The organism is Niveispirillum sp. FG148 (assembly GCF_057809655.1).
In genome coordinates, this window is record NZ_JBMDKJ010000015.1 from 78,898 (window position 1) to 93,033 (window position 14,136).

The window sequence follows — 14,136 nt, forward strand, 5'->3', positions numbered from 1 at the left end:
CTTTCCGTTGATTTAGCTTGTGCAGGCGATGAGCTACGGTCTTTACGATCACCATCGGCGCTACCGTCGCCGTTTCTGGAGCCGGCTTGGCAAGGTCGGCCTGTGGTTGGCCCTGCTGGGTGTCGTTGCCGGTTTCTCCTATCTGGTCGGTGTCGAACAGTTGAGATCGCGCGAAGGCTCCATGCAGGAGGAACTGGCCAACATGGTTGCGGCCCGCGACAAGGCTGAAAAGCGCGCCCAGCAGCTTCAGCAGATCGCCCAGACCCAGGAAATCCGTGCCAATGAGCTGGAGATCCGGTTGCAGCGCGAGGTGCCCAGTGGCGAACTGGCCAAGCTGAATGAACTGGTGGCGCGCAAGCTGGCCGAGGGTGTGAACCCCGACCGCATGGCTTTCGTCATTGAGCAGACCAGCAACCCGCGCTCCTGCTCGCGCGCTGAAACCAAGCGATTTGTCCTCCCGACGCCCATCTATAAGGGCGCCAACAGCCAGGTGGCCTTTGCCGATGGCGCCATCACCGTTTCCGGCGAGGGTGTGCCCGCCCGCAATACGGGTGGCAGCCCGGAGGCCTGGTACGACCCGGCCAAGCCCGTAAAGATCCAGATTATCGACGCCTCGGGCAAGACGGTGGATATGGAGGGCGTTCTGCCCCTGGAACGCACGTTGATCACGGCCGACAAGGAAGTCCGCATGACGGTAGCGCCCGGCGCCCGCTCCTTCGTCGAGGTGACCGGCACCATCTGCCGCTTCCCTTGATCCTTGGGGCGGAACGCACGGATCGGTGATAAAGGGCAGGGGGCGCCCTGCACCCCCTGCCCGCCGACAAACGAAAAAGGGGGAGCGACCGGACGGTCGCTCCCCCTTTTTCATGTCGCCACGCTGAAAAACATCAGGTCAGGTGAAGGCCTTGAAGGTGATGATGGTGAAGGTGTCCTTCACTCCGGACAGGGTCTGAATCTGTCCAGTCACGAAATGCCCGATATCCTCACCATCCTCCAGGAAGCACTTCATCATCAGGTCGTACTGGCCGGAGATGGAATGCACCTCCGACACTTCCGGGACGCTCTGCACAGCCAGATCGGCCACGTCATAGGCGCGGCCCAGTTCGCATTTTACCTGGACGAAGATGGTCTGCATGGGGGTCAGGCCTCTGACGCCTCGTTATCCACGACTTCCACGACAGCCGGTGCCTTGGGTGGACGCGCGGCGCGCAGGATGAAGGCCGGCACATCGTCGCCGAAACCGACGACGGGCGGACCGCGATCATCATCCATATCGTCGCGACGCGGACGGCGGTCGCGACGTTGATCATCGCGTTCACGGCGGTAATCGTCACGGCGGAACTCGCCGCGCCCCTCAGGCCGACCGTCGGGACGACCCTCAGGCCGCCCTTCGCCACGACCCTCGGGACGACCTTCCGGACGGCTTTCGGGCCGTTCACGATGGCGGTCACCGCGGCCCTCGCTGCGGGTTTCCTGACGCTCCGGCCGTTCACGCTTCGGCTCGTGCGCTTCCACGGCCGCCTCGATGGCCTCGACCGGAACGTGGGCATGACGATGCTCACCCCGGCCGCCACGGCTGTCCCTGCCACGGCGCGACTCGTCCTTCTTCGGGCCGCCGCGGCCGCGACGGCGCGGGTCGGCGTCGAAGGAGAGTTCGGCCGTCGCAACGCCCTCGATGGTGAAGCGCGGGATTTCCTTGCCGATCAGCTTCTCGATGGCCTGCACCAGCTTGCCGTCTTCCGGCGTGGCGATGGTGAAGGCGCGGCCAAGCTTGCCGGCGCGGCCCGTGCGGCCGATGCGGTGGACATAGTCTTCGGAATGATGCGGCGTGTCGAAATTGAAGACGTGGCTGACATTGGAAATGTCGATGCCGCGTGCCGCCACGTCGGAACAGACCAGCAGGTCGATGCTGCCGGCCTTGAAGGCTTCCAGCGTCTCCGTCCGCTTCGACTGGACCATGTCGCCATGAAGCGCGCCGGCATTGAAGCCGTGCTTGGCCAGCGAGCCATAGACGATGTCCACATCCTTCTTCCGATTGCAGAAGATGAAGGCGTTCTTCACATCGTCCGTGGCGATCAGGCGCCGCAGTGCCTCCCGCTTGTCCTGCTCATCCACGACCAGCAGATGCTGGGCCACGGTGATGGCCGTGCTGGCGGGCGCACTGACCGTCACCTCTTCCGGGGTGGTCAGGAACTTGTCGGCCAGACGCTTGATCTCCGGCGGCATGGTGGCGCTGAAGAACAGGGTCTGGCGCTTCTTCGGCAGCAGGCCGACGATGCGCTCGATATCCGGGATGAACCCCATGTCCAGCATGCGGTCCGCTTCGTCGATCACCAGGATTTTGATGTCGGTCAGCAGGATGTTGCCGCGGTCGAACAGGTCCATCATGCGGCCCGGCGTGGCAATCAGCACGTCGACGCCGCGTTCCAGCTTCTTGATCTGGTCGCCGAACGATTCGCCACCGATCAGCAGGGCCATGGAGAGCTTGTGGTACTTGCCATACAGCTCGAAATTCTCTGCCACCTGGGCGGCCAGTTCGCGCGTCGGCTCCAGGATCAGCGAGCGGGGCATGCGCGCCTTGGCACGGCCGCGCCCCAGGATTTCGATCATGGGCAGTGTGAAGGAGGCGGTCTTGCCTGTGCCGGTCTGGGCACAGCCGAGCACGTCGCGGCCCTGCAACACCCAGGGAATCGCCTTTTCCTGAATCGGCGTGGGGGTGGTGTAGCCGACTTCTTCAACGGCGCGCAGGACTTCGGACCCGAGTCCAAGTTCCGAGAACAGCATTAGACCTTCATCAGTCTGGAGACGACGTCGAATTACAACACCGTGACGTCGGCGGCGATCAGCAATGACCGGTGACAACCTTGCGTCCCCGGCATTGGCGTCGGCGGCACACATCGATTACGGTCGCGCCTTCGATATCAATTTCGGCCTTTGTTAGCAAGGATTACGGGCGATGAGCCACCCCCCGCAGGACGCAAGGCAGCCCCTCCTATTGCTTCCGGGCCTGTTATGCGACCGCGCGCTGTGGGCGCATCAGCTATCGGGTCTGTCCGATATCGCGGATTGTCATGTTCCGGACCTGACCGGGCAGGACTCGGTGGCGGCGCTGGCGGCGGTCGTCCTGGCCCATGCCCCGCCGCGGTTCGCGCTGGCCGGCCTGTCGATGGGCGGCTATGTCTCCTTCGAGATTCTGCGTCAAGCACCGGCGCGGGTGACCCGGCTCTGTCTGGTGGATACCAGTGCGCGGGCCGACACGGACGAACAGCGCCAGCGGCGCACGGCCCTGGTGAAGCTGGCGCGCATGGGCAAGTTCAAGGGCATGTCCCCCCGCCTGCTGGCGACGCAGGTTCATCCCGACCATGTCGATGTGCCGGAAATCGGCGGTGTGGTGCTGGCCATGACGGAACGGGTGGGGCGCGATGCCTTTTGCCGGCAGCAATCGGCCATCCTGTCGCGCCCGGACAGCCGGCCCGGCCTGTCCTCCATTGCCGTGCCCACCCTGATTATCGTCGGCGCTGACGACCAGCAGACACCACCGGACCGGTCCCAGGAGATCGCAGCGCTCATCCCCCAGGCGCGGCTGGAGATGCTGGACCATTGCGGGCATCTGGCGCCGCTGGAACAGCCGGCGAAGGTGACGATGCTGATGCGCGAATGGCTGGCTGCACCCTTGTCGCCGTGACGGTTGCACCCGCCGGCGCCGCCCGCTAGGTTTGCGGCGGATTACCGGGTTTGGGAGATACCACATGAGCTTCGCTGCCATCGGCCTGTTCTTCGCCGCCAGCGTCCTGGCCGCCATCTGCGTTGCCGCCATCAAGGCGCCGGAAGGCGATGGCGGTCATGGCCATCATGGCGGCCACGGCCATCACTGATCTGCCGGATTAAGTCCCCGCCCGGCCGGTTTCGGTTGAAGGGCGGGGCTTGATCCCTATACTGCGCCCCACGGACCCGTAACCGGAAGGTGGGCGCGTTTTGATCCTGGCTGCCATTCTCGCGATCGTCTTTTCCGCCTTTCTGGCGCCAAGTCTGACACGCGCGGTGCCGTCCGCGGCCCATTGGCTGATCGGGCTGGTCCCGCTGGTCATTGCCGGTTGCTTTGCCGCGCAGCTGCCCGCGGTCCTGTCCGGCCAACCGGTGCTGGAGACCATGGCCTGGGCCCCCAGCCTGGGCGTGGCCCTGTCTTTCCGCCTCGATGGGCTGTCGCTGCTGTTTGCGCTGTTGGTCGCCGGCATTGGCGGCCTGATCGTCATCTATGCCGGCGGCTATCTGCAGGGTCACCCGCATCTGGGACGGTTCCAGCTTTTCATCCTGGCCTTCATGGCTTCCATGCTGGGACTGGTCACGGCCGATGACATCATTGCGCTGTTCGTTTTCTGGGAACTGACCAGCGTCACCAGCTTTCTGCTGATCGGCTTCAACCACGAGAATGCGCGGTCCCGGCGCTCGGCACTGCAGGCATTGCTGGTGACGGGCGGCGGCGGCATGGCGCTGCTGGCCGGTCTGGTGCTGCTGGGGCTGGTGACGGGGGAATGGACCCTGTCCGGCATTCTGGCCGGGGGCGTGAACGTCACCGGTCATGCCTTCTATCCCGCCATCATGGGACTGCTGCTGCTGGCCGCCTTCACCAAATCGGCACAGGTGCCGTTCCATTTCTGGCTGCCCAACGCCATGGACGCCCCGACGCCGGTCAGCGCGTACCTGCATTCCGCGACCATGGTGAAGGCTGGCGTCTATCTGCTGGCGCGGCTGCATCCGTCACTGGGCGGGACGCCGATCTGGTTCTGGGCGCTGGTTGTGGCCGGCGGGGTGACGGCCCTGTGGGGCGGGGCCATGGCGCTGCGTTCCACCGATCTGAAGAAGATCCTGGCATACACGACCCTGATGGCGCTTGGCGTGCTGATGCTGCTGCTGGGCATCGGGACGCCGGGTGCGCTGTCCGGCTTCGCGGCCTTCCTGCTGGCGCACAGTCTGTACAAGGGCGCCTTGTTCATGGCGGCCGGCGCTGTCGACCATGGCACCGGTACGCGGGAGGTGGGCGAACTGGGCGGTCTGTTGCGGCACATGCCCATTACGGGCCTGTTCATGGGGCTGGCAGCCTTGTCCATGGCGGGCCTGCCGCCCCTGCTGGGCTTCATTTCCAAGGAACTGATCTATGAAGCCGTCTGGCAGGGCGGACTGTGGCTGCCGCAGGCGGCTCTGATCCTGGCCAATGCCAGCATGATCGGTGCTGCCGGTCTGGTCTTTGTGAAGCCATTTCTGGGAAAGGCGTCGCCTGCCGCCGCCAGGGCGCATGAAGGGGGATCGGCGCTGTGGAGCGGTCCGGCTGTGCTGGCGTCGCTTTCCCTGCTGTTCGGCCTGTGGGCGGCACTGCCAGCCCCCTTGCTGTCGGCCACGGCATCAACGATCCGTGGAGCGGCAGTGCCCGTTGAACTGCATCTGTGGCACGGGCTGACACCGGCCCTGGGCCTCACAGCGTTGACCGTGATGCTGGGGCTGATCGGCTATCTTGCGCTGCGTCCGGTGCGGGCGGGTCTGGCGGCGCTTCAGCGCATCACGCGCATCGATCACGACCGGGCCTGGGACCGGCTGCTGGCGGCCGGCGATGGGCTGGCCCGCTGGGTCACGGGGGGATTGCAGGGCGGGCTTCTGCACCGCTATCTGACCATCATCTTCGCGTCCATGGCGCTGCTGCTGGTCGCGACCCTGTGGGCGCGCGACGGACTGGTGCTGCCCGGCGCCATCACCATCGTGCCGGACGACTGGCTGGGCGTCGCCCTGGCCGTGCTGATGCTGACCGGCGCCGCGGGTGCCCTGCGCGCCACCACCCGCATGGCGGCCATCCTGTCCCTGTCGGTCAACGGCCTGTCGGTGGCCCTGTTCTTCCTGCTTTACGGTGCGCCCGACGTTGGCATCACCCAATTGATGGTGGAGACCCTGACCGCCATCATCCTGGTGCTGGTCCTGGCCCGGCTGCCGCTGCTGCCGCGCAGGGCCGACCGGCCGGCGCCGGCAAGGCTGCTGCACGGGCTGATCGCGCTGGCCCTGGGCGGGGCGACCAGCGTCCTCATGCTGGCTATTCTGGAACTGCCCCTGTCGCTGGAGCTGACGCGCTTCTTCGGCGACACCTCGCTGCTGGAAGCGCACGGGCGCAATGTCGTCAATGTCATCCTGGTGGATTTCCGCGGCTTCGATACGTTGGGGGAGATCACGGTGATTGCCACGGCCGGTCTGGGCGTGCTGGCGCTGCTGAAGGCGCGGGCCAAGGGCGGAGGCAAGCCATGATCGACAGCCTGATTCTGCGCACGGGCGTGCGGCTGCTGGTGCCGCTGATGATCCTGTTCTCTGTCTTAATCCTTTGGCGCGGCCATAATGAACCGGGTGGCGGATTCGTCGGCGGACTGATCTGCGCTGTCGCCTTCTGCCTGCATGCCCTGGCCTTTGGCGTTGCGGCCATGACGCGCATGCTGCGCGCCGATCCACGCGGCGTGCTGGGGGCGGGGCTGCTGATGGGCGTGCTGTCAGGCTTTGTGGCAGCCCCCTGGGGCGACAGTTTCATGACGGCGAAATGGGCGGTCGGTATCGGCACGCCCGTGGTTTTTGATATCGGCGTCTATCTCGTCGTCGTGGGCGGCATCCTGTCCATGGTCCAGTCGCTGATGGAAGAGGGGAAGGGGCAATGAACGCCATCATGGCCCTGGCCGTCGGCGGCATGGTCGCCGCTTCCGTTTACCTGTTCCTGTCACGGCAATATCTGCGCGTGCTGTTCGGCGTCATCCTGCTGTCGAACGCCATCAATGTTGCCATCCTGACCATTGGCCGCCTGACCGCGGCCCGTCCGCCCCTGATCGGCCGTGGGGAAGAGGTGCTGGCCGCCGGCGTGTCCAATCCGCTGCCGCAGGCCCTGATCCTGACAGCCATTGTCATCGGTTTCGGGCTTCTGTCCTTTGCCCTGGCCCTGGGCTGGCGTGCGTATCAGGAGATGGGGACGTTGGACACGGCCGCCATGCGCGCGGCGGAACCGGAGGAGCGGTCATGAGCGGCTGGCTGACCGCATCGCCCATCCTGGTGCCGCTGTCGACGGCGGCGCTATGCATGGTGTTCTGGGCGCGGCCGAAGGTGCAGCGGGGCCTGTCGCTGGCCGGCAGCGTCCTGTTGATGGTTCTGACCGGATGCCTGATGTCCGCCGTGCAGGATGATGGCATCCAGGTCGTGCAGATGGGGTCCTGGGCGGCCCCCTTCGGTATCACGCTGGTGGCCGATCAACTGTCGGCCCTGTTGATCATGATCGCGTCGCTGCTGGGCTTCGCCGTGTGCCTGTACAGCCTGGGCGATATTGACCCGGTGCGAGAACGCGGCGGATACCATCCCGTCTTCCAGGTGCTGATGACGGGTGTCTGCGGCGGGCTGATCACCGGCGACCTGTTCAATCTCTATGTCTGGTTCGAGGTGATGCTGATCAGCAGCTTCGTCCTGCTATCCCTGGGCGGAACCCGCGAACAGATCGACGGGGCCGTCAAATATGCCGCCATGAACCTGGTGGCGACGGCAGCCCTGTTGCTGGCCGTGGCGCTGCTGTACGGGATGACAGGCACGCTGAACATGGCCGATCTGGCTGTGAAGCTGCCCGGCGTTGCCAACAAGGGGCTGGTGAGCAGTGTCGCCGTGCTGTTCATCATCGCGTTCGGGATGAAGGCGGCTCTGTTCCCGTTCTTCTTCTGGCTGCCGGCTGCCTATCACACCCCCGCGGCGTCGGTGCAGGCCATTTTTGGGGCGCTGCTGACCAAGGTTGGGGTCTATGCCCTGATCCGTGTCTTCACGCTGATCTTTGTCGGCGATCGGGAATGGACCCATGCCATCCTGCTGTGGATGGCCCTGGGCACCATGATCCTGGGCGGGCTGGGCGCCCTGGCCATGCGCGACCTGCGGCGGGCCTGGTCGTGGCAGGTGGTGGCCCATATCGGGACGATGGTGGCCGGTCTGGCGCTGGCCACACCCCTGGCGCTGGCCGGGGCCGTGTTCTACATGGTTCATGACATGGTGGTGAAGGCTGGGCTGTTCCTGGGTGCCGGGGTGGTGGCGCGGATGGCGGGTGGTCATACCGGCTATGACCGCCTGGGGGGATTGTTCAAGCTGGCGCCCTGGCTGTGTGTGCTGCTGTTCATCCCCATGGCCGCGTTGGCGGGTTTTCCGCCCCTGTCGGGGTTCTGGGGCAAATATGCCCTGGTGCGGGCGGGCCTGTCGGCCGGCGCCTATACGACCATCGCGGCCCTGCTGTTCACGGGCCTGCTGACCATCTGGCTGGTGGGCCGGGTCTGGATGGAGATGGTGTGGAAACCCTATCCAGCGGACCAGGCCGCCTTTGTTCAGCCCGTTGAGGGCTGGACGGGCATGGCGCTGGTCCTGCCGCTGCTTATCCTGGCGTTTCTGACGACGGGTTTTGGTCTCAGGCCCGAATTGCTGATGAATATCAGCGGCCGGGCGGCGGCCAGCCTGATCGACCCGACGGACTATATCGACGCGGTGCTGGGACAGGGGCGTGAACCACCCACGATGGTCGGCGCCGTCCAGCCCGAAGCCGCCACAGGGGCCGCGCCATGACCCTGCTGGCCATCAATATTCTGCTGGCGATCGGCTGGATGACCATCGGGGCCGATTTCAGCCTGCGCGGCTTCATCGTCGGCTTCGTCCTGTCTCATGCCATCCTGTGGCTGGCCCGGCCGCTTTATCCCCAGCAGCGCTATTTCCGCCGCCTGTGGGGCGGCATCGCCTATACGCTGTGGCTGGTGAAGGAGATCTGGCTGTCGGCGATCAAGGTGGCCAAGGGCGTACTGGGTATCGGGGAACCGATCCGCCCCGCCATCATCGCCATTCCGCTGGACGCGAAGACGGATTGGGAGATCACGCTGCTGGCCTGTTCCATCACCCTGACGCCCGGCACCCTGACCCTGGATGTGGCGCCCGACCGGCGCACGCTTTACATCCACGCCATGTTCGCTGCCGATCCCGAGCGCTTGCGCGCCGAAACCAAGCGCGAGATGGAGCGACGCATCCTGGAGGTGCTGCGATGACGCCGTTCCTGTCGGGCTGCCTGATCCTGTCCTTCGTCCTGCTGCTGCTGGCGCTGGCTTTGTCGGTGGTGCGGGTGCTGCGTGGGCCGACATTGGGTGACCGTATCGTCGCCATCGACCTGTTCGGTGTGCTGGCCGTGGCCTTCATCGCCCTGCTGGCCATCCTGACGGATCGGGTTGTCTATCTGGACGCGGCCATCGCCCTGGCGCTGGTCGCTTTCTTCGGCACCGTGGCCTATGCCCGGTTCATGGAACAGCGCGCGGCGGCCCGGCGCCAGGCCGGGGAGGGGGAAGACGATGCCCTGGATTGAGATCTGGCAGGGGGCTGTGGGCCTGCTGGCCGTGGCCGGCGCCCTGTTCTGCGCCATCGCGGCCCTGGGGGTCTATCGCCTGCCCGATGCCCTGACCCGCATGCATGCCAGCAGCAAGGCCGGGGCTCTGGGCTGCGGTCTGGCACTGCTGGCCGTGGCGCTGTTCTTTCCCGGTATCGATGTGCTGGCCCGTGCCGGCGCTGCCATCCTGTTCCTGCTGCTGACCACGCCCGTGTCCGCCCACATGATTGGCCGGGCAATCCACATCAGCGGAGAAAAGTTGTGGGAAGGCACGATACGTGATGAATTGAAGGGAACGGAGGACGATCCAACGCGAAGGGCGTGAATGACCTTCATCATTATCGCCAGTTTTGCGCTGTCCCTGGTCTATGCGGGCTATCTTCTGTCCAAGATCGGTGACGGAACCGTCTGGGCACCCCTTCGCCTGCGTTGGTACGTTCTGCCCCTGATCTGGCTGCTGTTCCTGCTGCTGCCATGGGCGGGGCAAGGCCTGATCCATTACGCCGTGGGCTTCGCCGGCACGCCGCCGGATCAGTTTTTTGCCAGAGAGCGCCTTCCTTTCTGGTTTATATTGACTGTCATGGTGGGGCCATTGCTGGAAACGGCGATGCTGGGCGCGCTTTACGCCATCAGTCGCATGATCCCGCCACGCTTCCGGCCGGACGTGATCTTTATCGTCGCAACCGGCCTGTTTTTCATTTTCATGCACAAGGGCCAGTCCAGCTTGTTATGGGGCTGGTACTTCACCGGCTTTGCCGCCCAGGCATGGCTATATGTTTTCCTGCTGGCCCGGGCAGGACATGTGAAAGCATGGCTGGTGATTTCCGCAGGCCATGGTTTGGCGAACATTGGTATCATGGCCGCGGCGATGACGACCGCTGCCTTGCACGCCAAGGCCTGATTTCGGGGACATTCCGTGGGGGCAACAGCCAATTCTTCCACCCTGCGAAAAATCCGCATGCCTTCCGTTACGTCACCCGGAATAATCGCTTGAGGTTGCGAATTGGCTACCGATATAGGTCAATAAAGGGCTCCGGCACTGCCGGGCGCCAATCGAGAAGCATTCGGGAGGACGGACATGGCCGAAGCCGCCAAGCAGGCACCGCAGGATCGTCAGGCTCACATCTGGGAAAAGAGCTATCCGGCGGGCGTAAGCTGGGATATCGACCTGCCCAACCAGTCCCTGCCGGCCATGCTGGACGAGGCTGTGCGCCGCTTCGCCACCCATCCCTGCATCGACTTCCTGGACAAGAAGTATAATTACGCCCAGATCGGGTCGCTTGTGGACCGGTTCGCGGCGGGCCTGCAGAAGATGGGGCTGAAGAAGGGCCAGAAGGTCGGCCTGTTCCTGCCCAACACGCCTTATTCGGTCATCTGCTTCTTCGGCATTCTGAAGGCCGGCGGCACCGTGGTGAATTTCAACCCGCTCTATGCCGAGCGGGAAATTGCCCACATGATCAATGACAGTGAAGCCGACTGGATGATCAGCCTGGATCTGAAGGTCACCTATGACAAGCTGGCCAAGATGTTTGGCCAGACGCGTCTGCACAAGATCATCGTCGTGCCCATGGCCGACATCCTGCCGTTTCCGAAGAACTGGCTGTTCCCCTTTGCCAAGCGCAAGGAAATCGCCGAGATCCCGAATGACGACCGGCATGTGCGCTTCAAAAGCCTGATCGCCAACAATGGCAATCCCGCCCCGGTCGCCATCGACCCGGCCAGTGATGTGGCCGTGCTGCAATATACCGGCGGTACCACGGGCGTGCCCAAGGGCGCGATGCTGACCCATTTCAACATCACGGCCAACACGCGTCAGGCCGTGGCCTGGTTCCACGAGGCGGAGGATGGGAAGGAGCGCATGCTGGGCGTGCTGCCCTTCTTCCATGTCTTCGCCATGACCTGCGTGATGAACCTGACCCTAATGAAGGGCGGGGAGATGATCCTGCTGCCCCGGTTCGAACTGGACCAGGTGATGGAAGTCATCGACAAGAAGAAGCCGACGCAGTTCCCGGCCGTGCCCACCATCTATACGGCCATCAACAATCACAAGGACGTGGCCAAGTACGACCTGTCCTCCATCAAGCTGTGCAATTCCGGCGGCGCGCCGCTGCCGGTGGAAGTGAAGGCGCAGTTCGAAAAGCTGTCGGGCTGCAAGCTGGTGGAAGGGTACGGTCTGTCCGAAAGCTCCCCCATCGCCACCATCAACCCGCCCCATGCCAGCCGCGCCGGCTCCATCGGTCTGCCGGTTCCCGGCACGATGATCAGGATCATCAGCCTGGAAGACCGCAAGACGGAAATGCCGCAGGGCGAGCGGGGCGAGATCTGCATCATCGGCCCACAGGTGATGAAGGGCTATTGGAACAAGTCCGAAGCCACGGCAGAGACGCTGGATGGTGGCATGCTGCACACGGGCGATGTCGGCTATTTCGACGAGGATGGCTATATCTTCATCGTCGACCGCATCAAGGACATGATCCTGGCCGGTGGCTACAACGTCTATCCGCGCAATGTGGAAGAGGCGATCTATCAGCATCCGGGCGTGGCCGAATGCATCGTGCTGGGGGTGCCCGACCCCTATCGCGGCCAGACGGTGAAGGCCTATATCAAGAAGCGCGATGGATTCGACCTCAGCAAGGAAGACATCAAGTCCTTCCTGGAAGACAAGCTGTCCACCATCGAACAGCCCAAGCTGTACGAATTCCGCGACGAACTGCCCAAGACCATGATCGGCAAGCTGTCGCGCAAGGCGCTGCTGGACGAACTGGAGGCGGATAAGAAGAAGGCGGGGTGATGCCCCCGCCAGCCGTTGGAAGGGCCGCCTGACGATCAGGCGGCCCTTTCCATTTTACCCGGAAGCCGTGGTCCGGTTCACGAATGCGCCAGGATCACATCCAGGAAATATTCGCCGTAACGCTCCAGCTTGCGCGCACCCACGCCCTGCAGGGTACCGAGCTCGTCCAGGTCGGTCGGCCGTTCCCGGATCATTTCCATCAGCGTGGCGTCGTGGAAGATGACATAGGGTGGCACCCCCTGTTCGCGCGCCAGTTCCAGACGCAGCGCCTTCAGCGCATGCCACAGCGTATCATCGGCCGGCGACAGGTCGGCGGTGGAGGTGCGGGGCCGCGCGGCGGACGTGCTGCCGCGTGAGGCGGATTTGCTCCGTCCCTCCGACGGCGGATCGCGGCGCAGGCGGACCACGTCCTGGCCCTTCAGCACGGGCGGGGCCGTGTCGGTCAGGACCAGGCCGCCATGGCCTTCCGGATCGGCGCAGAGAAAGCCGTTGGCAACCAGCTGCCGGAAGACACTGTGCCATTCCTGCTTGCTGAGTTCGGTGCCGCAGCCGAAGGTCTTCAGCTTGTCATGGCCCTTTTCCGCCACCTTGTCGGTGGAAACGCCGCGCAGCACATCGATCAGATGGCCGACACCAAAGCGCTGACCCGTGCGATAGACGGCCGACAGTGCCTTCTGCGAAACAACCGTCCCGTCATAGGTCTCCACGGGCTGGAAGCAGGTGTCGCACTTGCCACACGGCTTCGGGTACTCCTCCCCGAAATAATTCAGCAGAGTCTGTCGGCGGCAGCGCGCCGTTTCGCAGAAGCCCAGCAGGGCATCCAGCTTCTGCCGTTCCGTGCGCTTGAAGGCCGGCGGGCTGTCGGAATTCTCCACCATCATCTGCATCTGCACGACGTCGGCGAAGCCGTAGAGCATCAGTGCCTCCGCCGGCAGCCCGTCGCGTCCGGCGCGGCCCGTTTCCTGATAATAGGCTTCCAGGGAGCGCGGCGGGTCCATATGCACGACAAAGCGCACGTTCGGCTTGTCGATACCCATGCCAAAGGCGACCGTGGCCACCATCACCACGCCTTCGCCCTTGATGAACCGGTCCTGGTTGGCCTGCCGCGTCTGCGGGTCCAGGCCGGCATGATAGGGCAGGGCGTCGACGCCTTGTTCGGACAGGTGCTGGGCGATGGCGTCGACCTTGCCACGCGACAGGCAATAGACAATGCCCGCATCCTCAGGCCGGCGGCGCAGGAAATCCAGCAGTTGGCGGCGTTCCTGATCCTTGGGCAGTATGCGGTAGGTGATGTTGGGCCGGTCGAAACTGGCCAGGAACAGCCGCGCCTCACCCAGGCCCAGGCGGTTAGCGATGTCGGTGCGCGTCTGCGCATCGGCCGTGGCCGTCAGGGCGACGCGCGGCACATCGGGGAATTTTTCGTGCAGAATAGAAAGCTGGAGATATTCCGGGCGGAAATCATGCCCCCACTGGCTGACGCAATGCGCCTCGTCCAACGCAAACAGCGCGATGCGCGACCGTTCCAGCAGTTCCAGGAAACGCGGCGTGACCAGCCGCTCAGGGGCGACATAGAGCAGGTCGAGATCGCCCCGCTCACACGCCCGCTCCACCTCCATGGCTTCGCGCCAGTCCAGCGTGGAATTGAGATAGGCGGCGCGCACCCCCAACTGGCGCAGCGCATCCACCTGATCACGCATCAGGGCGATCAGGGGGGAAACGACGATGCCGACACCGGGCCGGACCAGCGACGGGATCTGGTAGCATAGCGACTTGCCCCCACCCGTGGGCATCAGCACCAGCGCATCGCCACCGGCGACGACATGTTCGACAATATCGCCCTGCATGCCGCGAAAGGCCGGATAGCCCCAGACCCGGCGCAAGGCATCCTGGGCCGCCGCCAATGGCGTCAGGGGGGCGGACTGGGGAAGGGCGTCGGGCATGC

General features: G+C 64.5%; 15 protein-coding genes. 12 read left to right on the forward strand and 3 right to left on the reverse strand.

What is annotated here, in order from left to right:
- The first annotated feature begins 28 nt into the window (after nt 1–28).
- Nucleotides 29–754, forward strand: a complete 726-nt coding sequence (locus tag ACODTW_RS16420; protein WP_488947135.1) for a hypothetical protein — start codon at nt 29–31, stop codon at nt 752–754.
- Nucleotides 755–892: 138 nt separating this feature from the next.
- Here ACODTW_RS16420 and ACODTW_RS16425 read toward each other — a convergent pair whose 3' ends face one another.
- Both ACODTW_RS16425 and ACODTW_RS16430 read right to left on the reverse strand, forming a co-directional pair.
- On the reverse strand, nt 893–1,135 hold the full coding sequence (locus ACODTW_RS16425; protein ID WP_488947136.1) for an Lrp/AsnC ligand binding domain-containing protein: 243 nt from the start codon (nt 1,133–1,135) through the stop codon (nt 893–895).
- A gap of 5 nt (nt 1,136–1,140) precedes the next feature.
- On the reverse strand, nt 1,141–2,784 hold the full coding sequence (locus ACODTW_RS16430) for a DEAD/DEAH box helicase (protein ID WP_488947137.1): 1,644 nt from the start codon (nt 2,782–2,784) through the stop codon (nt 1,141–1,143).
- Between the two features lie 172 nt (nt 2,785–2,956).
- Here ACODTW_RS16430 and ACODTW_RS16435 point away from each other — a divergent pair, with 172 nt between their 5' ends.
- The 11 genes from ACODTW_RS16435 to ACODTW_RS16485 all read left to right on the forward strand — a co-directional run bounded on the left by ACODTW_RS16435 (nt 2,957) and on the right by ACODTW_RS16485 (nt 12,194).
- Nucleotides 2,957–3,685, forward strand: coding sequence for an alpha/beta fold hydrolase (locus ACODTW_RS16435; RefSeq protein WP_488947138.1), 729 nt, complete (start codon nt 2,957–2,959; stop codon nt 3,683–3,685).
- Nucleotides 3,686–3,749: 64 nt separating this feature from the next.
- Entirely contained in the window at nt 3,750–3,875 is a 126-nt protein-coding gene (locus ACODTW_RS16440) for a hypothetical protein (protein WP_488947139.1), read from the forward strand.
- A 100-nt stretch (nt 3,876–3,975) separates the two neighbouring features.
- A complete protein-coding gene (gene mbhE, locus ACODTW_RS16445; RefSeq protein ID WP_488947140.1) occupies nt 3,976–6,285 on the forward strand; it encodes a hydrogen gas-evolving membrane-bound hydrogenase subunit E in 2,310 nt (769 codons plus the stop codon).
- Nucleotides 6,282–6,683 carry an MnhB domain-containing protein gene (locus ACODTW_RS16450; RefSeq protein WP_488947141.1) on the forward strand — a complete coding sequence of 134 codons (402 nt, stop codon included), beginning with the start codon at nt 6,282–6,284 and terminating at the stop codon, nt 6,681–6,683. The genes mbhE and ACODTW_RS16450 overlap by 4 nt, the downstream gene beginning before the upstream one ends.
- Nucleotides 6,680–7,039, forward strand: coding sequence for a Na+/H+ antiporter subunit C (locus ACODTW_RS16455; protein ID WP_488947142.1), 360 nt, complete (start codon nt 6,680–6,682; stop codon nt 7,037–7,039). Before ACODTW_RS16450 ends, ACODTW_RS16455 begins: the two co-directional genes overlap by 4 nt.
- Entirely contained in the window at nt 7,036–8,601 is a 1,566-nt protein-coding gene (locus ACODTW_RS16460; RefSeq protein ID WP_488947143.1) for a Na+/H+ antiporter subunit D, read from the forward strand. Before ACODTW_RS16455 ends, ACODTW_RS16460 begins: the two co-directional genes overlap by 4 nt.
- Nucleotides 8,598–9,071, forward strand: a complete 474-nt coding sequence (locus ACODTW_RS16465; RefSeq protein WP_488947144.1) for a Na+/H+ antiporter subunit E — start codon at nt 8,598–8,600, stop codon at nt 9,069–9,071. Before ACODTW_RS16460 ends, ACODTW_RS16465 begins: the two co-directional genes overlap by 4 nt.
- On the forward strand, nt 9,068–9,382 hold the full coding sequence (locus ACODTW_RS16470) for an MrpF/PhaF family protein (RefSeq protein WP_488947145.1): 315 nt from the start codon (nt 9,068–9,070) through the stop codon (nt 9,380–9,382). The genes ACODTW_RS16465 and ACODTW_RS16470 overlap by 4 nt, the downstream gene beginning before the upstream one ends.
- Nucleotides 9,369–9,728 carry a monovalent cation/H(+) antiporter subunit G gene (gene mnhG, locus ACODTW_RS16475; protein ID WP_488947146.1) on the forward strand — a complete coding sequence of 120 codons (360 nt, stop codon included), beginning with the start codon at nt 9,369–9,371 and terminating at the stop codon, nt 9,726–9,728. The genes ACODTW_RS16470 and mnhG overlap by 14 nt, the downstream gene beginning before the upstream one ends.
- Nucleotides 9,729–10,304 (forward strand): hypothetical protein, encoded by a 576-nt coding sequence (locus ACODTW_RS16480; RefSeq protein WP_488947147.1) that lies wholly within the window; start codon nt 9,729–9,731, stop codon nt 10,302–10,304.
- 177 nt (nt 10,305–10,481) lie between these two features.
- The gene (locus ACODTW_RS16485; protein WP_488947148.1) at nt 10,482–12,194 is read left to right on the forward strand and encodes a long-chain-fatty-acid--CoA ligase; all 1,713 of its coding nucleotides are present in this window, start codon (nt 10,482–10,484) and stop codon (nt 12,192–12,194) included.
- Nucleotides 12,195–12,271: 77 nt separating this feature from the next.
- Here the strand turns inward: ACODTW_RS16485 and recQ are convergent, their stop codons facing one another.
- Nucleotides 12,272–14,134: a DNA helicase RecQ gene (gene recQ / locus ACODTW_RS16490; protein ID WP_488947149.1), complete on the reverse strand. Its 1,863-nt coding sequence runs from the start codon at nt 14,132–14,134 to the stop codon at nt 12,272–12,274.
- Between the last annotated feature and the right edge of the window lie 2 nt (nt 14,135–14,136).